The sequence below is a fragment of the Bradyrhizobium lablabi genome, from assembly GCF_018131005.1.
GTDB classification, from domain to species: domain Bacteria; phylum Pseudomonadota; class Alphaproteobacteria; order Rhizobiales; family Xanthobacteraceae; genus Bradyrhizobium; species Bradyrhizobium lablabi_D.
Genome location: NZ_JAFCJK010000006.1, coordinates 474,269 through 495,816, shown reverse-complemented (window position 1 = coordinate 495,816; position 21,548 = coordinate 474,269). Strand labels below are relative to the sequence as shown.

At 63.8% G+C, this 21,548-nt stretch carries 15 protein-coding genes and 1 pseudogene; 10 read left to right on the top strand and 6 right to left on the bottom strand.

The features are described from left to right. Nucleotides 1-12 precede the first annotated feature (12 nt). Nucleotides 13-1,203 carry an ABC transporter substrate-binding protein gene (locus tag JQ553_RS20960; protein ID WP_212501890.1) on the bottom strand — a complete coding sequence of 397 codons (1,191 nt, stop codon included), beginning with the start codon at nt 1,201-1,203 and terminating at the stop codon, nt 13-15. 458 nt (nt 1,204-1,661) lie between these two features. On the opposite strand from JQ553_RS20960, the gene JQ553_RS20955 reads away from it, so the two are divergent. Beyond that, nucleotides 1,662-2,528, top strand: a complete 867-nt coding sequence (locus JQ553_RS20955; RefSeq protein WP_212501889.1) for an FkbM family methyltransferase — start codon at nt 1,662-1,664, stop codon at nt 2,526-2,528. Between the two features lie 37 nt (nt 2,529-2,565). Here JQ553_RS20955 and JQ553_RS20950 read toward each other — a convergent pair whose 3' ends face one another. Both JQ553_RS20950 and JQ553_RS20945 read right to left on the bottom strand, forming a co-directional pair. Then, on the bottom strand, nt 2,566-5,739 hold the full coding sequence (locus JQ553_RS20950; protein ID WP_212501888.1) for an efflux RND transporter permease subunit: 3,174 nt from the start codon (nt 5,737-5,739) through the stop codon (nt 2,566-2,568). Then, nucleotides 5,736-6,854, bottom strand: a complete 1,119-nt coding sequence (locus JQ553_RS20945; RefSeq protein ID WP_312015176.1) for an efflux RND transporter periplasmic adaptor subunit — start codon at nt 6,852-6,854, stop codon at nt 5,736-5,738. The genes JQ553_RS20950 and JQ553_RS20945 overlap by 4 nt, the downstream gene beginning before the upstream one ends. 496 nt (nt 6,855-7,350) lie before the next feature. Between JQ553_RS20945 and JQ553_RS20940 the strand changes: the two genes are divergently transcribed. The 9 genes and pseudogenes from JQ553_RS20940 to JQ553_RS20900 all read left to right on the top strand — a co-directional run bounded on the left by JQ553_RS20940 (nt 7,351) and on the right by JQ553_RS20900 (nt 16,300). Then, the gene (locus JQ553_RS20940; protein ID WP_212501887.1) at nt 7,351-8,505 is read left to right on the top strand and encodes an iron-containing alcohol dehydrogenase; all 1,155 of its coding nucleotides are present in this window, start codon (nt 7,351-7,353) and stop codon (nt 8,503-8,505) included. A gap of 45 nt (nt 8,506-8,550) precedes the next feature. Beyond that, nucleotides 8,551-8,721 (top strand): annotated as a pseudogene (locus JQ553_RS20935) (acyl-CoA synthetase); the annotation flags it as partial. A gap of 81 nt (nt 8,722-8,802) precedes the next feature. After that, nucleotides 8,803-9,501, top strand: a complete 699-nt coding sequence (locus tag JQ553_RS20930; protein ID WP_212501886.1) for a DUF2270 domain-containing protein — start codon at nt 8,803-8,805, stop codon at nt 9,499-9,501. A gap of 79 nt (nt 9,502-9,580) precedes the next feature. Further along, nucleotides 9,581-10,468, top strand: a complete 888-nt coding sequence (locus tag JQ553_RS20925; RefSeq protein WP_212501885.1) for a TauD/TfdA family dioxygenase — start codon at nt 9,581-9,583, stop codon at nt 10,466-10,468. Nucleotides 10,469-10,715: 247 nt separating this feature from the next. After that, nucleotides 10,716-12,311 carry an ABC transporter substrate-binding protein gene (locus JQ553_RS20920; protein ID WP_212501884.1) on the top strand — a complete coding sequence of 532 codons (1,596 nt, stop codon included), beginning with the start codon at nt 10,716-10,718 and terminating at the stop codon, nt 12,309-12,311. Nucleotides 12,312-12,452: 141 nt separating this feature from the next. Beyond that, nucleotides 12,453-13,400, top strand: coding sequence for an ABC transporter permease (locus tag JQ553_RS20915; protein ID WP_212501883.1), 948 nt, complete (start codon nt 12,453-12,455; stop codon nt 13,398-13,400). 4 nt (nt 13,401-13,404) lie between these two features. Beyond that, nucleotides 13,405-14,298: an ABC transporter permease gene (locus JQ553_RS20910; RefSeq protein ID WP_212501882.1), complete on the top strand. Its 894-nt coding sequence runs from the start codon at nt 13,405-13,407 to the stop codon at nt 14,296-14,298. Beyond that, nucleotides 14,298-15,311: an ABC transporter ATP-binding protein gene (locus JQ553_RS20905; protein ID WP_212501881.1), complete on the top strand. Its 1,014-nt coding sequence runs from the start codon at nt 14,298-14,300 to the stop codon at nt 15,309-15,311. Before JQ553_RS20910 ends, JQ553_RS20905 begins: the two co-directional genes overlap by 1 nt. Beyond that, a complete protein-coding gene (locus JQ553_RS20900; RefSeq protein ID WP_212501880.1) occupies nt 15,308-16,300 on the top strand; it encodes an ABC transporter ATP-binding protein in 993 nt (330 codons plus the stop codon). The genes JQ553_RS20905 and JQ553_RS20900 overlap by 4 nt, the downstream gene beginning before the upstream one ends. Nucleotides 16,301-16,338: 38 nt before the next feature. Here the strand turns inward: JQ553_RS20900 and JQ553_RS20895 are convergent, their stop codons facing one another. The 3 genes from JQ553_RS20895 to JQ553_RS20885 are packed head-to-tail and all read right to left on the bottom strand — an operon-like array spanning nt 16,339 to nt 21,529. Continuing rightward, nucleotides 16,339-18,318, bottom strand: coding sequence for an acetyl-CoA carboxylase biotin carboxylase subunit (locus JQ553_RS20895; protein ID WP_212501879.1), 1,980 nt, complete (start codon nt 18,316-18,318; stop codon nt 16,339-16,341). Then, complete coding sequence (locus JQ553_RS20890) at nt 18,315-19,931, bottom strand: carboxyl transferase domain-containing protein (RefSeq protein ID WP_212501878.1); 1,617 nt, start codon at nt 19,929-19,931, stop codon at nt 18,315-18,317. Before JQ553_RS20890 ends, JQ553_RS20895 begins: the two co-directional genes overlap by 4 nt. Next, on the bottom strand, nt 19,931-21,529 hold the full coding sequence (locus JQ553_RS20885) for an AMP-binding protein (RefSeq protein ID WP_212501877.1): 1,599 nt from the start codon (nt 21,527-21,529) through the stop codon (nt 19,931-19,933). Before JQ553_RS20885 ends, JQ553_RS20890 begins: the two co-directional genes overlap by 1 nt. Between the last annotated feature and the right edge of the window lie 19 nt (nt 21,530-21,548).

Here is a 21,548-nt window from a genome sequence, read left to right as displayed (position 1 = left end):
GCCAGTTTCGCGTTACTTCGTCAGCGGGCAGCCGCTTTCCTTGGCGGAGAAGAACGCCTTGTCGCCCGGCACCACGGCGATCTGCTTGTAGTAGTCCCACGGCTTCTTCGATTCCGAAGGCTTCTTGACTTCGAACAGATAGAGGTCGTGCACCATGCGGCCGTTCTCGAGCACCTTGCCCTTGGCGAAGGCGTCGTCGACCGGCAATTCCTTCAGCTTCTTGGCGACCGCCTCGCTGTCCTTGGTGCCGGCGGCCTTGACGGCCTTGAGATAGCTCAGCGTCGCCGAATAGGTGCCGGCGTGGATCATGCTCGGCATCCGGCTCGTGCGCTTGAAGAAGCGCTCGCTGAAGGCACGCGAAGCGTCATCGTGATCCCAGTAGAAGCCCTCGGTCAGGACGAGGCCCTGGGCTGCCTCCAGCCCGAGGCCGTGCACCTCAGAGATCGTCATCAGGAGACCGGCGAGTTTCTGGCCGCCCTTGACGATGCCGAACTCGGCCGCCTGCTTGATCGAGTTGGTGGTGTCGAGACCGGCATTGGCCAGCCCGATGATTTTCGCTTTCGAGCTCTGCGCCTGCAGCAGGAAGGAGGAGAAGTCCGACGAGTTGAGCGGGACGCGAACCGAACCGACCACCTTGCCGCCGTTCGAGGTGACGACGTCGCTGGTGTCTTTTTCCAGCGCGTAGCCGAAGGCGTAGTCGGCAGTCAGGAAGAACCAGCTGTCGCCGCCGGCCTTCACCAGCGCGCCACCGGTGCCGACCGCGAGCGCTCGGGTGTCATAGGCCCAGTGGAAGCTGTAGGGCGTGCAGGCGTCGCCGGTGATGCGCGACGTCGCCGCGCCCACCACGATGTCGATTTTCTTCTTTTCCTTGGACAGTTCCTGCACCGCGAGCGCGACCGACGATGTGGTCAGTTCCGTGATCATGTCGACGTTCTCGACCTCATACCAGCGGCGCGCAATCGCGGCCGCGAGGTCGGGCTTGTTCTGATGGTCGGCGGTGACGATCTCGACCTTCTGGCCCAGCACTTCGCCGCCGAAATCCTCGACCGCCATCCGCGCTGCTTCGAGCGAATATTTACCGCCATAGTCGGCGTAGACGCCGGACTGATCGTTCAGGATGCCGATCTTGACGCCCTGCGCCGACGCCGGCGCCACAAGCAACAGGCTGCAGGCCGCGACCGCGGCCAAGAATCCAGATTTCATTGATTGTCTCCCCGAGAGTTTCTATCCGGAAAATTCCGCGCAACAATATTTTATAACCCTGCAACTGCCCATCTATTTCGGATCAGCCAATAGTATATGGGCGGACGGCGTGGCGCAGCCACAGCCGAAATGGACGATCTCGACTGGGGCGACGTCAAACTTGCTGACGACGTGGGACAGCCCCTTAATTGTCACTTTCCTTAGGGACTGTGCTGAAATTCGCAAGATCGAACCGCCCAGCGGCGATATGGCGCGGCCGCATTTCGCTTCGGCGAAGCCTGGGCGCGGGATTGTCGATTAGCGGTATTGATGTCAGCGGCTTGCTCGCCGGCATCGCTCGAATTCCTCGTGTCGTCAGCGCGAGAAATCGCGGCCCGAGCCGCGGCGTCGACGATCGCCGCCGCACAAGGGTTGACCATCGTCAATCTCTTGGCCCTCCGACTCGCAAAGGACCAGCCATGGACGAGACTCTCATTTACGACGTGGGCGCCCACAAAGGCGAGGATACTGAATTCTATCTCAGCAAGGGATTTCGGGTCGTCGCCATAGAGGCGATGCCGGAATTCTGCGAATCCATCACCAATCGGTTTTCAGAGCACGTCAAATCGGGCGCCCTGTCAGTGGTCAATGTCGCAGTTTCGAAATCGCCCGGAAACGTCAACTTTTATGTCGACGATCGTGTTTCCGAGTGGGGAACGACCAACCCGGACTGGTCCGAAAGAAACAAGGGTTTCGGTGCAGGTACGGGACGGACGTTGACGATACCCGCCGCTAAACTGGCGGATATTCTAAAGGAGCATGGTGTCCCGAGATACTGCAAGATCGACATTGAAGGCAATGACCTCGAAGCGTTGGCATCTCTGGAGGGCCTCTCCGAGCTCCCGAAATTCGTATCCATCGAATCCGACAAGACAAGCTGGGAAAAGCTCATCGAGGAGTTCGAGACGTTCGAAAAACTGGGATACCGGAAATACAGAATAGTCGATCAGTCGCTTGTCTCCATGCAGAAATGTCCAACGATTCCGGGTGAAGGAAAGTTCGTCGATTGGCGGTTCAAGAACGGAAGCAGCGGTCTTTTCGGAAATGAGCTGCCTGGAACATGGATCAGCGCACTTGAAGCCATTGAACTCTACAAAGGCATATTTCGTGGATACGCAATCAATGGAGACCTTGGACTGTTCGGTGGCGGCGCCAAAAGCATGTTCAATATGGTCGGCAAGCTTCAAGAGAAGGTGTTTCGCCTCAAAGGTTCCAAGCAATATTTGAATCCGGTGACGCAGTTCCCGCCGCCCGGCTGGTACGACACCCATGCTGCGAGAGAATGAGTGTCGCGGAGATAGAACGCTCCAGGGCGCGGCCTTTTCAGCCCGCCGCGGACGCCGTCGTCTCGGCGGGCTTCGCCGGCTTCTTCCCCTCGGCGAGGTTGCGCACCACGATGTAGAAGATCGGCGTGAAGATCAGGCCGAACAGCGTGACGCCGAGCATGCCGAAGAACACGGCCACTCCCACCGCCTGGCGCATCTCCGACCCTGAGCCCGTCGATACCACGAGCGGCAGCACGCCGAGGATGAAGGCGAACGAGGTCATCAGGATCGGCCGCAGGCGAAGCCGGCACGCCTCGATCACCGCCTCCAGCCGCGGCTTGCCCTCGAGCTCGATGTCGCGCGCAAACTCGACGATCAGGATCGCGTTCTTGGCAGCGAGCCCGACCAGCACGACGAAGCCGATCTGGGTCAGGATGTTGACGTCCTGCCCCATGATGCGCACACCAATGGTCGCAGCCAGCAGGCACATCGGCACGATCAGGATCACCGCGAAGGGCAGCGTCCAGCTGCCATATTGCGCGGCGAGCACGAGATAGACGAACAGCACGCAGATCGGGAACACGTAGAGCCCGGCATTGCCGCCGGTGACCTGCTGGTAGGACAGATCGGTCCATTCGAACGTGAAGCCGCTCGGCAACGTTTGGTCGGCGAGCTGCTTGATCGCGTTGAGCGCGGTCGTCGAGCTCGTGCCGGGCGCAGGCTCTCCCTGCAGCTCGGACGCCGTATAGAGATTGTAGCGCGCGACGCGATCGGGCCCGGATGTGTCGCGGAAGTCGACCACACTGCCGAGCATCACCATGTCGCCCGCGGCATTGCGGGTGCGCAGCCGCGCAAGGTCGGCGGCCTCCTTGCGGAACGGCAGATCGGCTTGCGCCGTGACGTGATAGGTGCGGCCGAACAGGTTCAGGTCGTTGACGTAGGTCGAGCCGAAATAGGTCTGGATGGTATCGTTGATGCTTGCGATCGGCACGCCGAGCTTCTGCGCCTTGATGCGGTCGATGTCGACGAATAATTGCGGCGTGTTGGCGGTGAACGGCGAGAACACCGAGGTGAGATTCGGCGACTTGCGCGCGGCGGCGACGAGCTCGTCGGTCGCAGCCGCCAATAGCTCCGCACCGCGGCCTTGCCGGTCCTGGACACGGATGGTGAAGCCGCCGCCGGTGCCAATGCCCGGCACTGCCGGAGGCGGTATCACGATGATGAACGCGCCCTGGATCACGGACAGGCGCTTGCGCAGCTCGGCCGTGATCGAGGTCGCCGACAGGCCCTTCTTCAGCCGTTCCTCCGGCTCGTCGAACACCGGGAACAACGCCGCGGCATTGCCCTGCTGCGTGCGCGTCGCGCCGGAGAAGCCGGCAAAGGCCGCGACGCGAACGATACCCGGCGTATCCAGCGCGATTCGCTCGATCTCGCGCACCACCGTCGTGGTGCGGGCGAGCGACGCCGCGCCTGGCAATTGCACCGAGACGATGATGTAGCCGCGATCCTGCGCCGGAATGAAGCCTTGCGGTGTGGTCGCCAGAAGCCAGCCGGCGCTGCCGATCAGAGCGACATAGATCGCGAGCATCACCGCCGTGTGCCGGATCACAAAGTCGGCCGCGGCGGCATAGCCATGCGACAGGCGATCGAAAATACGGTTGAAGACCGCGGTGAATTTCTCCCAGCCGCGGGCGATGACATTCCAGCGTGCCGGCGGTTGCTTCTCCTGGTGGGGAGTAAGGATCTGCGAGGCCAGCGCCGGCGACAGCGTCAACGAGCAGAAGCAGGAGATCGCGGTTGCGACCGCAATGGTGACGGCGAATTGCTGGAAGAACTGGCCCGAGATGCCGCCGAGGAACGCGGTCGGGACGAACACGGCACACAGCACCAGTGCGATCGAGACCAGCGCGCCGCCGACCTCCTCCATCGTCCTCAGCGCGGCGTCGCGCCGGCTCAGGCCGTGCCCGAGATGCCGCTCGACATTCTCGACAACCACGATGGCGTCGTCGACCACGATGCCGACGGCCAGCACGAGGCCGAACAGCGTCAAATTGTTGATCGAGAATCCGAGCGCAGCCATCACCGCGAAGGTGCCGACCAGCGACACCGGGATCGCGATGATCGGGATGATCGCGGGCCGCCAGCCCTGCAAAAACACCAGCACCACGATGACGACCAGCGCCATCGCCTCGTAGATTGTCTTGATCAGCTCATGGACGGATTGCGCGATGAATTCGGTCGGGTTGTAGCCGATATTGTAGTCGAGGCCTTTCGGGAAGCTCGCCTTCAGCTTGACCATCGTGTCGGAGATCTTCTTGGCGGTCGCGAGCGCGTTCGATCCGGGACGCTGCGTCACCAGCATGCCGACGGCCGACTTGCGCAACAGGAAGCTGTTGGTGGTGTAGGACAGCGCGCCGAGCTCGACGCGGGCAATGTCCCGCAGGCGCACGGTGCGGCCGTCGGAGCCGGCCTTCACCACGATGTCCTCGAACTGCTTCGGATCCTTCAGTCGTCCGGTGAAGACCAGGTTCGGCTGGAACGCGCGGTCGGCGATCGGCGGTTCCGCGATCTGGCCGCCGGCGATCTGCAGGTTCTGCGAGCGGATCGCCGCAATCACCTCGGTGGAGGTCAGGCCGAGATTGGCCAGCTTGTCGGGATCGAGCCACAGCCGCATGGAATAATCGCGCGCGCCGAAGATCTGGATGTCGCCGACGCCGTCGAGCCGCAGCAACTCGTCGCGGACCTGCAACAGCGCATAGTTGGAGATGTAGAGCTGGTCGAAGCTGTCGTCAGGCGACAGCATGAACACGACCATCAGAATATCAGGGCTGTTCTTGCGGGTGGTGACGCCGTTGCGCTGCACCTCCTCGGGCAAACGCGGCTGCGCGATCGCGACGCGGTTCTGCACCAGCACCTGCGCCTTGTCGAGGTCGGTGCCGAGCTTGAAGGTCGCGGTGATCGTGAGCTGGCCGTTCGAGGTCGCCTGGCTGTAGAGGTACAGCATGTCCTCGACACCGTTGATCTCCTGCTCGATCGGGGCGGCGACGGTGTCGGACACGGTTTGCGCCGATGCGCCCGGATATTGCGTGGTGACGACGACGGTCGGCGGCACCACCTGCGGATATTCGGAGACCGGCAGCGTGGGATAGGCGATGGCGCCGACGATCAACAACACGATGGACAACACCATCGCGAGGATCGGCTGGTTGATGGAGAGCCTGCCGAGATTCATGGCTTGGCACCGGCCGGCGCCGCGTGCGCCACTTGCGGTGTCACCTTGGCGCCAACACGGGCGCGCTGCAGGCCGTCGACGATTACGCGGTCTTCCGCCTTGATGCCTTCGCGGATCACCCGCAGGCCCTCATCGAGTGGCCCGAGCGTCACGGACTTCGCCTCGACCGTGTTGTCGTCCTTGACCACGAACACGATCTTGCGCGACTGGTCGGTGGCAACAGCGGTGTCCGGGATCAGCAGTGCCTCGTAGGGCGCGCTGCCGATCAGCCGGACGCGGCCGAACTGTCCGGGAAGGATCGAGAGGTCCTTGTTCGGGATGATCGCACGGCTGCGCAGCGTTGCGGTCGAGACATCCAGTCGATTGTCGAGGAAATCCATCTTGCCCTCATGCGAGGGCTTGGTCTCCCCTGAAAGCAACACCTCCACCGGGTTCGCCGTGTCGCGCGAGCTCGGGCGCCTGCCCTCGAACCAGAGCCGGTTGTTCTTCAGATAGGTCGCCTCGTCGACGTCGAAATAGATGTAGATCGGATCGAGCGAGACGATCGAGGTGAGCAGCGTCGCGCCGCCCTCCGCGCCCTGGACGAGATTCCCCGGGGTGACGAGATGGCGGCTGACGCGGCCGGCGATCGGCGCGATCACATGGGTGAATTCGATGTTGAGCTTGGCAGCCTTCAGCGCGCCTTCGGCCTGCATCTCGGCCGCGTGCGCGGCCTGCAGGGCTTGACGGCGCTGGTCGACGACCTGCTCGGAGACTGCACTGGTCTGCACCAGGTTCAGGCCGCGGTCGAGCTCGCGCTTGGCAAGCTCCACCTTGGCACGCGCATCCGCAAGCTGGCCGTCTGCTTGAAGGGCAACGGCTTCGAACGGTCGGGGGTCGATGACATAAAGCAGGTCGCCGGCGCGGACGATGGCGCCGTCCTTGAATTCGACCGAGGTAACGAAGCCGCCGACACGGGCGCGGATCTGGACCTCCTCGATCGCCTCGAAGCGCCCGGTGAATTCGTCCCAATCGGTTACCGTGCGCTTGACCGGCTGCGCGATGGTGACGGCCGGCGGCTGCGCCGCCTGCGGCTGCGGCTTGTCTCCGCAGCCGGTGAGCGCCAGCGCGAACACAAGGCCGAGCGGCGCGAGGCCGCGGTGCGGTAAATGGCGCTTGAGGCCGGTCGCCGGAGCCAAGCGCTCCGATTTTTCAGTCGCAGTCAATTCCGTCTCCCAAGGACTTGAGTATAGCAGTTCGGATCGCAGTAATTCAGTGTCGTTGGTTTGCCGCAGGCCGTTGCGGCGGACGTCGCAGATGAGAGCGGCTCCCAGTGTGTTCAAGGGCGCGGACGGATCAAGCAAAATAGTTGCGCATTGAGCGCCTCAGGAAACGCCTGCGACAATGTTTCCGGCCAGACATGTCAGAATTGCGAACCCAAGGTCGGATAGACCCTGTCGATGCAGATCGCCGATCATGACAACCAGGAGTCGAGCGTGCGATACCTCTCGCTGCGGCGACATCCGATACAGCCCGTCCGGCAACATTCGGGCATGACGTGCCCCATTTCCTCCGTTAACGTGCAACGCAACAGCCGCCAATAACGACGGCACAGCGAGGGAGGACAGGCCCGTGCATCGTGGTCGTGTCGTATTCGGCGCCATGGATGAGGTCGTGTTCGGGCGCCCGGCGCGCGAGGCCGTGCCCGAGCAACTCGACCGCCTTGGCGCACAACGCGCCTTCCTGATGGTCTCGGGCACCCTGAATCGCGAAACCGACGAGATTGAGAGGGTCCGCCGCGCGCTCGGTCCGCGCTGCGTCGGCACGTTCGACAGGATGCCGGCGCACACCCCGCGCGCCGCGGTGATATCAGCGACCGAACAGGCTCGCGCCGCCGACGCTGACCTGATCGTCACGATCGGCGGCGGCTCGATCACCGACGGCGCCAAGGCGGTGCAGCTCTGCCTCGCCAACAATGTCACGACATCCGACGACATCGACCGCATCCGCACCCATGGCGGCGTCTCGCCGGCGATGAACGCGCCGACCGTGCGCCAGATCAGCGTGCCGACCACGATCGCAGGCGGCGAGTTCTCGTCGATTGCCGGCGTCACCAACGAGGCGAAGCGGCAAAAGGAGATGCTGCGCCATCCGCTGGTGATGCCGCGCGCCACCATTCTCGATCCGGAAATCTCCGTGCACACGCCGGAGTGGCTGTTCCTCTCCACCGGTATCCGCGCCGTCGACCATTGTGTCGAGGGCATCTGCTCACACGAGGCGCATCCTTACGGGGATGCGCAGGCGCTGAAGGGGCTGGAGATGCTGACGCAGGGTCTCCCGCGGGTGAAGGCCAACCCGAAGGATATCTCCGCCCGGATGGATTGCCAGATCGGAACCTGGCTTTCGACCGGGCCGCTTGCCTCCGGTGTGCCGATGGGCGCGAGCCATGGCATCGGCTATGTTCTCGGCGCCGAATTCGGCGTGCCGCACGGCTATACGTCGTGCGTCATGCTGCCGTGGGTGGTGCGCTGGAACAAGCGCGACAATGCGGAGCGGCAGGCGCTGGTGTCCGCCGCGATGGGACATCCGGGCCAAGATGCGGGCGACGTGCTCGATCGCTTCATCCGCAACCTCGGCATGCCGCGCAGCCTGCAGGACGTGCACGTCGGTCCCGAGCATTTCGACCGCATCGCCGCGCAATCGATGCGCACGCCCTGGGTGCCGCGAAATCCGCGCAAGATCGATGGCCCCGCGCAAGTGCGCGAGATTCTTCTGATGGCCGCATAGAGCAAGATCCGGAAAAGTGGGAACCGGTTTCCGGAGGGATCATGGCCGGAACTGGCGGAGTTGTTGATCGCGTTCTGCGACCAGTCGCTGACGCGCCAGAAGGTGCCGCGCTCGGTCGATTTCGAGGCCGAGCTGCCGCGACTGCCGACCGGAAAGCTCTACAAGCACCTGCTGCGCGACCGCTATTGGGGCGACAAGGCCTCACGAATCGTCTGATGGGGTCGCGACGGACTCGCCCGCGACGAGCGTTTCGCGCTATGCTTTGCGATCGTCAGCGAGCTTCGCCGGGAGGCAGCCATGCCATCGCCCCAGCCGCGCGAGCCGGAGCCGTTACAGGCCCAAAGGCTCGAATTCACTGCCGCCGAGATTGGTGCGCTTGCCCACCTTTACCGCGGCGAGGTCTATCGCAGTACGGTTTGGCGCACGCGCCTCGACAGCTCGACCAACTGGGCGGTGGTCACGACCGGCATCGCACTGTCGGCGACCTACAGCAGCGCCGATGCATCGCCCTTGCCGATGGTGCTGGTCGGCCTCCTGGTCACCGTCTTCCTGTTGTTCGAGGCGCGCCGCTACCGCTACTTCAACGTCTGGCGCGCCCGCGCGCGATTGCTGGAAACCGATTTTTATGCCCCGTTGATCCGCGGCGAAGGCCCTTCGCCGAATTCGAAGTGGACCGAGTTGCTCGCCAACGACTACCGCAATCCGAGTTATCATATCAGCTATGCGCGCGCGATCGGCCGGCGGCTGCGACGAACCTATGGCTGGATCTTCGCAATTCAGGCCATCGCCTATTATGGCAAGCTCGCGATCCATCCCGTGCCGCTGACCGCGCTGGCGGAGATCTGGGAGCGCGCCGCGATCGGCCCGATTCCCGGCGGCCTGGTCGTTCTCGCCGGCGTCGCCTTCCATTCGAGCTGGATGCTGTTTGCATGGGTCACGCATCGCATGGAAATTGCCGACCGGCGCACGCGGCACAGCCTGATTGCCATGGGATGAGGTGCGAGGCCCTGCGTTGCAGGCGTCGGGCTTTTCTCCTAGCCTGATCCGAACAGGAAAAGACCGGGAGGAACTGCCGATGGACGTGATCCCCTTAGGTCCGGGGTTCGGAGCCGAGTTGCGGGGCGTCACGCTCGCCGACGTGGCCGGCAACGATGCCGCCTATTCCGCGGTCCGCGCGGCGTTCGAGGAATATTCGGTGCTGGTGTTCCGCGGCCAGCAGGTCAATGACGACATCCAGCTCGCCTTCTCGCGCCGCTTCGGTCCGCCCGAAGTCACCAAGGTCGGCTCGATGGGCACCGGCTCGCATTTCGTGATCCTCTCGACCTTCGGCCCCAACGGCAAGGTGGTGCCTGCCGATCACCGGCAATCATTGCGCAGCAAGGCCAACCAGCTCTGGCACACCGATTCCTCCTTCAAGCGCGTACCGGCGCTGACCTCGATTCTCTCGGCGCGGATCATTCCCGAGCATGGCGGCGAAACCGAATTCGTATCGACGCGCCTTGCCTTCGAGCGGCTCGACAAGGCTCTGGCAGAACGGCTGGAGAGTTCCTTTGCCTGGCACTCCTACGCACATTCGCGCAGCCAAATCGCCGCCGGGCTTGCGACGCCCGACGAGGTGAACGCGCTGCCGCCGGTGTGCTGGCGCATGGTATGGCGCAATCCGGTCAACGGCCGTGGCGCGCTCTACCTCGCCTCCCACGCCTATGGCGTCGAGGGCATGGATGAGGCGGCCGGCAAGGCGCTGATCGACGAACTGACGGCGGCGGCGACCGCGCCCGGCCTCGGCTACTTGCATCAATGGAGGCAGGGCGACGTCGTGATGTGGGACAACCGCGCCACCATGCATCGCGGCCGGCCGTGGCCCGCGCATGAGGGTCGGCTGATGATCCGCACCACCATCTCGGCGACCGAGGCCGACGGCGTCGCCGGCATGGGCCTGCCCTCGCCGCAGGCAGCGGAGTGACGTGACAGGATCTTACGGCGTCCGCAGCGTTCTTCACCGATCGCAAAAGCAAGTGACTGCGTGGCAATGCAACCTGCCGGCTTCGTGCGGGCGTTGGCGCCTTTATTCCCGGTGCATGGAAATTTTTCGCTTTCTCGTGTCATCCGAATTGCCAATTCCCGCTCGGCGTACGCGGGTTGCCCGGGCGTCTCGCCGTGGGTATCGTCGCGGCCAATTGGCCTTTGAGAGCAAAATTCGGGAGGGGACCATGCGGAGCGTGCAAGCGCTGGCCGTCGGGGTGTTGTCTGTGCTGGCAATAAGCGACGTTTCATTCGCCGGCGAACCGAAATCAGGCGGCATCTTCAGGATCTACCACCGCGACAGTCCCGGCAGCGCCTCGATCCACGAGGGCGCGACGTACTCCCTCAACGTGCCGTTCATGCCGATCTTCAACAATCTCGTGATGTTCAACCAGCACATCGCGCAAAACAGCATTGGCACCATTGTGCCCGAACTGGCGGAAAGCTGGGCCTGGAGCGGCGACAACAAGACGCTGACCTTCAAGCTGCGCAAGGACGTGAAATGGCATGACGGCAAGCCATTCACGGCGGCTGACGTCAAATGCACCTTCGACATGCTGATGGGCAAGTCGCAACAGAAGTTCCGGCAGAACCCGCGCAAGTCCTGGTACGACCAGGTCAACGATGTCACTACCAACGGCGATTACGAGGCCTCGTTCAATCTGAAGCGGCCGCAACCGGCGCTGTTGTCGCTGCTCGCCTCCGGCTACACGCCGATCTATCCCTGCCACCTGTCGCCGGCGGAGATGCGCACCAAGCCGATCGGCACCGGCCCGTTCAAGTTCGTCGAGTTCAAGGCCAACGAATCGATCAAGCTCACGAAAAACCCCGACTACTTCAAGAAGGGCTTGCCCTATCTCGACGGCATCGAGTTCACGATCATCCCGAACCGCTCGACCGCGATCCTGGGCTTCGTCTCGGGCAAGTTCGACATGACATTCCCGACCGAGGTGTCGATTCCGCTGCTCAAGGACGTCAAGGCGCAAGCGCCCAATGCCGTGTGCGTGGTGGAACCCAACAACGTCTCCACCAACATCATCATCAATTCGACGTCGCCGCCGTTCGACAACATCGATATCCGCCGCGCGCTCGCGCTGTCGCTCGACCGCAAGGCGTTCATCCAGATCATGTTTGAAGGCCAGGGCGATATCGGCGGAACCATGGAGCCGGCTCCGGACGGATTGTGGGCGATGCCGAAGGACATGCTGGAATCCATTCCAGGCTACGGCCCCGACGTGGAAAAGAACCGTGAGGAAGCCCGCAAGTTGATGCAGAAGGCGGGCTATGGGCCGGACAAGCACCTGCAGATCAAGGTCTCGACCCGCAACATCGCGGTCTACCGCGATCCCGCCATCATCCTGATCGACCAGATCAAGAGCATCTATATCGACGCCGAGCTCGACGTCGTCGACACCGCGCAGTGGTTCCCGAAGGTAGCGCGCAAGGATTATTCGCTCGGACTCAATCTGACGGGCAATGCCGTCGATGAGCCCGATCAGTCCTTCTACGAGAATTATGCCTGCGGCTCCGAGCGGAACTACACCAACTACTGCAACAAGGACATCGAAAAGCTGTTCGACCAGCAATCGGCCGAGACCGACCTCAACAAACGCAAGAAGCTCGTCTGGGAGATCGACAAGAAGCTGCAGGAAGACGTCGCGCGCCCGATCATCTTTCATGCCCGGACCGGCACCTGCTGGCAGCCTTACGTGAAGAATGTCACGATCATGTCCAACAGCTCCTATAACGGCTATCGTTACGAGGACGTCTGGCTGGACAAGTAGCGTCCGGAGCAATGACATGAAATCGAGCAAGCTCCGCACTGGACATATCTCACCTCTCCCATTGGGAGAGGTGGACACCACGCTGATGGCAACTCGAGCAGACATCATCCCGTAACGCGAAGACGAAGGGAGAGAGCCAGGGTGTTTGCCTATATCGTCCGGCGCCTGTTCCTGATGCTCCTGACCCTGTTTGGGATCTCGGTCATCATCTTCGTGTTGCTGCGCGTCGTACCCGGCAATATCGTTGACATCCTGTTCGACGCCGCGGGCTTCGTCGATCCCGCTGACAAGGCCAACCTCGAGAAAGAGTTGGGTCTGAGCCAGCCGATCGTCATTCAGTATTTGCACTGGATCGGCGGGCTGTTGCGCGGCGACCTCGGCTATTCCTACGTTTCCGAGAAGCCGGCGCTGGACGAAATCCTTCCGCGCATCCCGATCACCGCGCGGCTCGCGGGGCTGGCGCTGCTGTTCTCGGCGTCGATCGGAATTCCGCTCGGCGTGCTGAGCGCGGTGCATCAGGGCTCGCGGCTCGACTACGTGCTGCGCGTCGTCAGCCTCAGCGGACTGTCGCTGCCGTCATTCTGGCTCGGCCTTTTGATCCTGATGGCCTCGGTCTCGATGTTCGGCACCATGCCGATCTTCAATCCGAATCCGAAGACATGGATGGAGGCGTTCGCGATTTATGCCGTGCCGGCAATGGCCGTCGGCTTCCGCAGCGCGGCGCTGACGATGCGCATCACCAGATCCTCGATGCTGGAGATCCTGCGTCAAGACTATATCCGCACCGCGCGCGCCAAAGGCGCGTCCGAGACTTCCGTGAATTATCACCACGCGCTGAAGAACGCGGTGCTGCCCGTGATTACCGTGATCGGCATCGAGGCGGCGTTCCTGATCGGCGGATTGATCGTGACCGAGACCGTGTTCAACATCCCCGGCATCGCGCGCTTCCTGGTCGAGGCGCTGCGCTGGCGCGACTATCCGATCGTGCAGAACCTCGTGATGTTCATCGCCGTCGTCGTGGTGGTCGTGAACTTCACGGTCGACATGCTCTACGCCGCAATTGATCCGCGCATCAGGTACGGAGATTAACCTGATGGCGACCATCAATTTCGAGAGCGAACTGCGCCGCGCCGGGGCTAACGCCACCGGCGGGTGGCGGCGGCTCGCCTTCCTCGCGCAGCGCTACATGCTCGGCACGATCGGCCTGATCATCATGCTGCTGTTCGTGTGGATGGCCGCCTCGGCCGACCTGATCTGCCGCTACGATCCGCTCAGCGTCGATTCCGCGCATCGTCTTGCGGCGCCCTCTGCACTGCACTGGTTCGGGACCGATTCGTTCGGACGCGATGTGTGGAGCCGCATCATCCACGGTTCGCGGATTTCGCTCGCCGTCGGCATCGGCTCGACGACGCTGGGAGCGACGCTCGGCGTCATCGTAGGCCTTGCCTCGGGCTACCTCTCCGGCTGGGTCGATCTGGTGTTCCAGCGGATCACCGACATGCTGCAGTCACTGCCGCTCCTGGTGCTGGCGCTGGTGATGACCGCGGCACTCGGACCGTCGCTGCCGAACGTGATCGTCGCGATCGCGATCCCGCTGATTCCCACCGTCGCCCGCGTGATCCGCGCCAACACGCTGGCGCTGCGCGAGCAGCCATTCGTCGAGGCGGCCAAGTCGATCGGCATGAGCGAGATGCGGATCGCGCTCCGCCACGTGCTGCCCAACACGATGGCGCCGCTGATCGTGCTCGCCACCGCGCAACTCGGCTCGACCATCCTGACCGAGGCATCGCTGTCGTTCCTCGGGCTCGGAATCCCCGAACCTTACCCGTCCTGGGGCCGGATGCTGTCGGAATCGGCGGCGGAATATGTCCGCACTGCGCCCTGGCTCGTGATCTTCCCCGGCATCGCAATCAGCCTCGCGGTGTTCGGCACCAATCTGTTCGGCGATGCGCTCCGCGACATCCTCGATCCAAGGCAGCGCGGCTGATGAGCGAGGCTGATACGGCAGAGACGGTTCTCGATGTGAAGAACCTGCAGACGGTGTTTTTCACCAATTCTGGCCTGTTCCGCGCCGTCGACGACGTCTCGTTCTCGGTCCGCCGCGGCGAGACGCTGGCGATCGTGGGTGAATCCGGTTGCGGCAAGAGCGTGAGCGCGCTGTCGATCATGCGCCTGGTGCCCGATCCGCCCGGCCGCATCGTCGGCGGCTCGGTGAAGCTCGAGGGCACCGACCTGCTCGCGCTCGACGATGCCGAGATGCGGGACATCCGGGGAAACCGTATCTCCATGATCTTCCAGGAGCCGATGACTTCGCTCAATCCGGTGATGCGGATCGGCGACCAGATCATCGAGGCGGTCCGCCTGCACCAGAAGGTGAGCCACAAGGAGGCCTGGAAGCAGGCCGTCGACATGCTGCGCCTCGTGCGCATCCCGGAACCGGAACGGCGCGCGCATGAATATCCGCATCAGCTCTCCGGCGGAATGCGCCAGCGCGCCATGATCGCGATGGCGCTGGCCTGCCGGCCGGTGCTGTTGATCGCGGACGAGCCGACCACCGCGCTCGATGTCACCATCCAGGCGCAGATTCTCGCGCTGATCGTGGACTTGCAGAAGCGTCTCGGCACCGGACTGATCCTGATCACGCACGATCTCGGCGTGGTCGCGCAGACCGCGCAGCGCGTGATCGTGATGTATGCCGGCAAGAAGGTCGAGGAGGCGACCGTCGAGGAGTTGTTCGACAACCCGCTTCATCCCTATACGCGCGGGCTGATGGCGTCGATGCCGGCCGTGATTGCGCGCGGCGCAAAGACCGACACGCGCTTGACGGAGATTCCAGGCATGGTGCCGTCGTTGACACGACTGCCGCCCGGTTGCGCCTTCGCGCCGCGCTGCAAGCTAGCGATCGATCGCTGCCGCCAGGAGTTTCCACCCCTCGAGGAGGTCGGCGCCAACCATTGGGCGGCGTGCTGGCGCGCCGGCGAACCGGTGGGGGCGCCATGACCGGGCAACGTCCGCTGCTGGAGGTCACCGACCTCGTCAAGCACTATGCGGTGCGCGGCGGCATCCTGCGCCGGCAGATCGGCACGGTGCATGCCGTTGACGGTGTCAGCTTCTCGCTCGGCGCGGGCGAGACACTTGGGCTCGTCGGCGAATCCGGTTGCGGTAAGTCGACGGTAGCGCGTACGGTGCTGCGCCTGGTCGAGCCGACCAGCGGCGCGATCAGGCTGAACGGCCAGGACATCGCGCCGCTGAGCAAGGCGGCGCTGCGGCCGCATCGCCGCTCGATGCAGATCGTGTTCCAGGACCCGTTCGCTTCGCTGAATCCACGCATGACCGCCGGCGACATTGTCGGCGAGCCGTTGAGCGTGCACGGCCTTGCGGCGGGTGCGAAGAAGCAGGAGCGCGTCGCGGAACTGTTCCAGCAGGTGGGCTTGCGGCCTGACCAGATGAAGAATTTTCCGCATCAGTTCTCCGGCGGCCAGCGCCAGCGCATCTGCATCGCGCGGGCGCTGTCGCTCGGGCCGAGCCTGATCGTCTGCGACGAGCCTGTCTCCGCGCTCGACGTATCGATCCAGGCGCAGGTGATCAATCTGTTGATCGACCTGCAGCGCAAGCAGAATTTTTCCTATCTCTTCATCGCGCACGATCTCGCCGTGGTTGCCCATATCAGCCATCGGGTCGCCGTGATGTATCTCGGTCGCATTGTCGAGGTATCCGACAAGGACGAGCTGTTCGCCAATCCCCGCCATCCCTATACGCAAGCGCTGCTCGCCTCGGTCCCGATCGCCGATCCCAAGGCGCAGCGGCTGACGCCCTTGATCGACGGCGATGTGCCAAGCCCGATCAACCCGCCTTCCGGCTGCGCTTTCCACACCCGCTGCCGCTATGCGATCGACCGCTGCAAGACCGAACGCCCGGCGCTGAAGGACGCGGGTGCCGGGCATCAGGTCGCGTGCTGGCTGAACGACGGGACGGGAAGAGCGGAATAAGTTGCTGTCGCACCTGGCGAAGGCCGGAACGACGGTCTTTATGCGGCCGCCTCTATCTCCACCACGATCTTCCCCGTCGTCACCTGCTCACCCTCGGCGACGTCGATGGCCGACACGGTGCCGGCGACGCCCGCGGTGTGCACATGCTCCATCTTCATCGCTTCCAGTGTCATCACCGGCTGGCCGGCAGCGACCTTGTCGCCGGCTTTCACCAGCAGTGCAACGACCCGGCCATTCATGGCGGCGCGAACCTTGCCGTCGCCACCGGCAGCCACTGCGCTTTGCGGCGGCGCGAGCGTGAGGTCGCGGACCGACAGCGTGACGCCGCGATGCTGGACGTAAAGACGATCGCCATCGCGAGAATATCGCGCTGATTCCATAAGCCCATTGTGGTGGTATCGGATGAAATCGCGGTCGAGTTCGTCGATCTCGAATCTGTAGCCGTCGCCATTGCGCGAGGTGACGTAGCCGCCGTCGCGCTCGCGGACAATGTCGATCTCCTGCAGACCGTGGCCGAGATCGATCCGCAATCCGAGCGGGAAGGTGCCAGCGAGCGACCGCCCGCGCTTCCACGGCGGCGCGTGAAGATTGGTTACGTAGAGCAACAGCGCCGCAAGTGCCAGATTCGTTCCCTCGCCGGCGCGCGGCGCGAGCAGCGCCTCGCGGTTCTGGTCGATGAAGGCGGTGGTCGCCTCCCCCTTGGCAAAGGCGGGATGACGCAGGCAATCGATCAAGAAGCCCTGGTTGGTGGTGACGCCGAAGGCTGTGACCTGCTCCAGAGCGCAGATCAGCCTGCTCCGTGCCTCGTCGCGCGTCGTGCCGTGGCCGATGATCTTTGCGATCATCGAATCATAGAACGGAGGTATCTCGGCGCCGGACCGCAGCGCGTGCTCGACGCGGATGTTGGCCGGCATCTGCCACAGCACCATCGTGCCTGACTGCGGCATGAAATCATGCGCGGCATCCTCTGAACAGAGCCGCACCTCGATCGCGTGGCCTGAGAATGTGATGTCGTCCTGCTGGAGCGGCAGCGGTTCGCCGCCCGCAAGGCGGAGCTGGAGCTCGACCAGATCGAGCCCGGTGATCGCCTCGGTGACGGGGTGCTCGACCTGCAGCCGCGTGTTCATCTCCATGAAATAGAAATGGCCGTCGCGATCGAGCAGGAATTCCAGCGTTCCGGCGCCTTCATAGCCAAGCGCCTTCACCGCCTGCACGGCAACCGCGCCGATCCGCGCGCGCAACTCCGCCGAGACGGCGGGCGACGGCGCCTCCTCGATCAGCTTCTGGTGCCGCCGCTGCACCGAGCAGTCGCGCTCACCGAGATGGATGGCATTGCCGTAACGGTCGCCGAACACCTGGATCTCGATATGCCTGGGATCGACGATCGCACGCTCAAGAATGACCGTTGGATCGCCGAATGCGCCCTGTGCCTCCGATCGCGCGCCGCGCAGTGCATCGCCAAAGCCGGCTGCGTCCGCGACCAGCCGCATGCCGCGCCCGCCGCCGCCGGCCACCGCCTTGATCATCACAGGGAAGCCGATCGCCTTCGCTTCGGCCAGCAACGTGGCATCGCCCTGGTCGGCGCCCTGGTAGCCGGGAACGCAGGGGACGCCGGCCTCTCGCATGACGTCCTTGGCACCGGCCTTGTTGCCCATCGCGCGGATCGCCTCCGGCGACGGGCCGATGAACACGAGCCCGGCGTCACGGCAGGCCTGTGCGAAATCCTCGTTTTCGGCGAGGAAACCGTAGCCTGGATGCACCGCGCCGGCGCCGCTCGCCTTGGCGGCAGCGATGATCGCGTCGACCTTCAGGTAAGATTGCGCCGGCAGCGCCCCGCCGATCCGCACCGCCTGGTCGGCCTCTCGCACATGCAGCGCATCGCAGTCGGCGTCCGAATAGACCGCGACCACGCCAAGCCCGAGCCGTCGCGCCGTACGCATGATGCGCAATGCGATCTCGCCTCGGTTGGCGATCAGGATCTTGTGGAACGGCGTGCACCTCTGGGCCAAAGCGTTCATGGCCGCGCCACCGAGAACTGCATGCGCTGCGGCGTCCTCGCCTCGGCCTCCCGGCAGACCGCCAGCACTTCCGAAAGCACGCTGCGGGTGTCGCGCGGATCGATCACGCCATCGTCGAGCACGCGCGCACTCGTCGCGAACACGTCCATCTGGCCGTCGAACACGCCGGTGATCTCCGCCTTCATGGCCTCCAGTTTCTCCCTCTCGATCGGCCTGCCCCGTCGTGCGGCGGCGGCTTCCGTCACGATCGCCATGGTCTCGGCGGCCTGCTCGCCCCCCATCACGGCGGTCTTGGCGTTCGGCCAGGAGAAGCAGAAGCGTGGATGGAAGCCGCGGCCGCACATTCCGTAATTGCCGGCGCCGAAGGAAGCGCCGCAGTAGATCGTGATCTGCGGTACGGTCGCCGAGGTCACCGCCTGGATCATCTTCGAGCCGTGCTTGATCATGCCGGCCTCTTCATAGGCCTTGCCCACCATGTAACCGGTGGTGTTGTTCATGTAGAACAGCGGCGTACGCGACTGGCAGCAGGCCTGGATGAAGTGCGTCGCCTTGTTGGCGCCGGGCACGTCGAGTGGGCCGTTGTTGGTGATGATGCCGATTGCCTGTCCCTCGATGCGGGCATGGCCGCAGATCGTGGCCGGTCCGTAGTTCGCGCCAAACTCGGCGAAATCGGAATCGTCGATGAAGCGGGCGATCGCCTGACGCATGTCGACAGGCCGTTTGTGATCCATCGGCATGATGCCGAGCAGTTCGTCCGGGTCATAGCGCGGCGGCTTGAACGCGGCTTGCTCGGGTGTCGGCCGGTCCCATGGCAGTTTGGCCATGATGTCGCGCGCGATCCGCAGAGCATCCCTGTCGTCTTCCGCGAGGTAATCGCCGAGGCCGGAGATCGACGTGTGCATCTCGGCGCCACCGAGTTCTTCCTCCGTCGCGATTTCGCCCGTCGCAGCCTTCAAGAGCGGCGGCCCGGCCAGGAACGCGCGGGTGCGGCCGCGTACCATCACGATGTAATCGGACAAGCCCGTCTGATAGGCGCCGCCGGCCGTTGAGGAGCCATGCGTCACCGTGATAACGGGGAGCCCAGCTGCCGACAGCCGCGCCAGATTACGGAAGATGTTGCCGCCACGAACAAAGTCCTCGACGCGGTAGCGCAGGAGATTGGCGCCGGCGCTCTCGACGAGTTGCACGTAGGGCAGCTTGTTCTCGAGCGCGAGCTCCTGCACCCGCAGCGTCTTGTCGAGGCCGTAGGGTTGCAACGCCCCGGCATCGATGCCGGCGTCATTGGCGCTGACCATGCAGCGGATGCCGGAGACGAAGCCGATGCCGGCGATCACGCCGCCGCCCGGTACGCTCTTGTCCGCATCGGGCACATCGAACATGTATCCGGTCAACGTCGACAGTTCGAGGAACGGCGAACCGGGATCGAGCACCAGCGCGACGCGCTCGCGCGGCAGTAGCTGCCTGCGGCTGTGGAAGCGCTGTTTCGCCGCGGCCGAGGCAACTCGGGTCCGCTCTTCCAGCGCGCGGACGCGCGAAATCAAGGCGAGCATGCCCTCGCGATTGGCCTGGAAGGTCGCGCTGCCGGTGGCGATCGTGTTTTCGATGACGGCCACTAGGCGCGCTCCGCGAAATACTCGCTATATTTCTGCCGCAGCTCGACCTTGCGCAGCTTGCCGGTGGCGGTCATCGGCATCTCTTCGAGGATCCTCACCAGCTTCGGTATTTGGAAGCCGCCAAGATGCTTGCGGCAATGCGCCTCGATCGCCGCTTCGTCCGCGACAGCGCCTGGCTTGAGCTTGACGAAGGCGGAGACCGCCTCGCCCCATTGCGGATGCGGCAGGCCGACCACGGCGGCGTTCTGCACCGCGGGATGCGCAAGCAGCGTCTCCTCGATCCTGACGGAAGCTACATTCTCGCCGCCGGACTTGATCATGTCCTTCTTGCGGTCGAGGAACAGCACCTCGCCATTCTCGTCGATGAGAGCGAGGTCGCCGGTATGATGCCAGCCGAACTTGCGTGCCTCTTCGGTCGCTTTGGGGTCCTTGTAATAGCCCATCATCACATTGGGCCCGCGATGCACGAGTTCGCCGACCTCACCGCGCGGCAATAGATTGCCATTGTCGTCCATGATCGCGGTCTCGTTGACGATCAGCGACTCACCCCAGTAGTTACCGAAGCGGTTGAGCTGCACCTCCGGCCGCGACATCGTGGTGGCCGGGTACATCTCGGTTTGGCCGCTCGACAGCACGAAGTTCGGACAGAGATCGGCGATGGCGCGCTCCAGCAGCGGCTTGCCCATCGGCGCCATGGTGTAGATGCAGCAGCGCAACCCAGAGAGGTCATATTCGCGGCGGCGCGGGTGATCGAGGATTGCCTGGTACATCAGCGACAGCCCGACGAACACCGTAAGCCCGTCACGAACGATCGCCTCCATGCAGACGACCGGGTCGAAGCCGCGCATCAGCGCCATGCGGCCGCCGACCGAGAGATAGCTCAGCAACAGCACATGGCCGGCACAGTGGAACAGCGGGAATTGTCCGGTAATGCCGTCATCGCGGCAGAGCTGCATCTCGATGCAGTTGCTCATCACGGCCATCACCACGGCAAGGTGGCAGTGCATCGCACCCTTCGGCCGCGAGGTGGTGCCCGAGGTGTAGATGATCATCGCGAGATCGCGGTCATTGATCTCGATCTCGGGCTCGATATCGGACTGGCCTTGCAACAGATCGTTGAAGTTCTGTAGCCCGGTCTTGCCGATATTGCCGGTCAGGTCGATCGCGATCATCTCCATCCCGCGCGCTTCCAGCGCGGCGCGGCGTTCGGCCTGGGCATGCAGATTATCGTCGATGATCGCAAAGCGCACCTCCGCGTGGCCGAGGATGTAATCCATGTCCGATGGGCCGAGCATGGTGTTGATCGGTACCCAGACGAGGCCGGCGCGGTGGATGCCGAACAGCGCTTTGACGAACTCGACCGAATTGTTGCAGATCGTCGAGATCTTCTCACCCGGTTTCAGTCCGTGCTCCACCAGATAGTTGGCGAAACGGTTGGCGTCGCGTTCGAGCTCGGTGAAGCTGACGCGGTTATCACCGTCGGTCAGCGCAATCCGATCCGGAAACCGCCGAGCAGCGCGCTTGAGCAGGTCGCCGATTGCAACCCGCCCGATGCGGCCCGGCCCGGTCACGCCGCCGGTTGCTGCGAGAATATCCATGCATGTCCTCCTCGTCCGT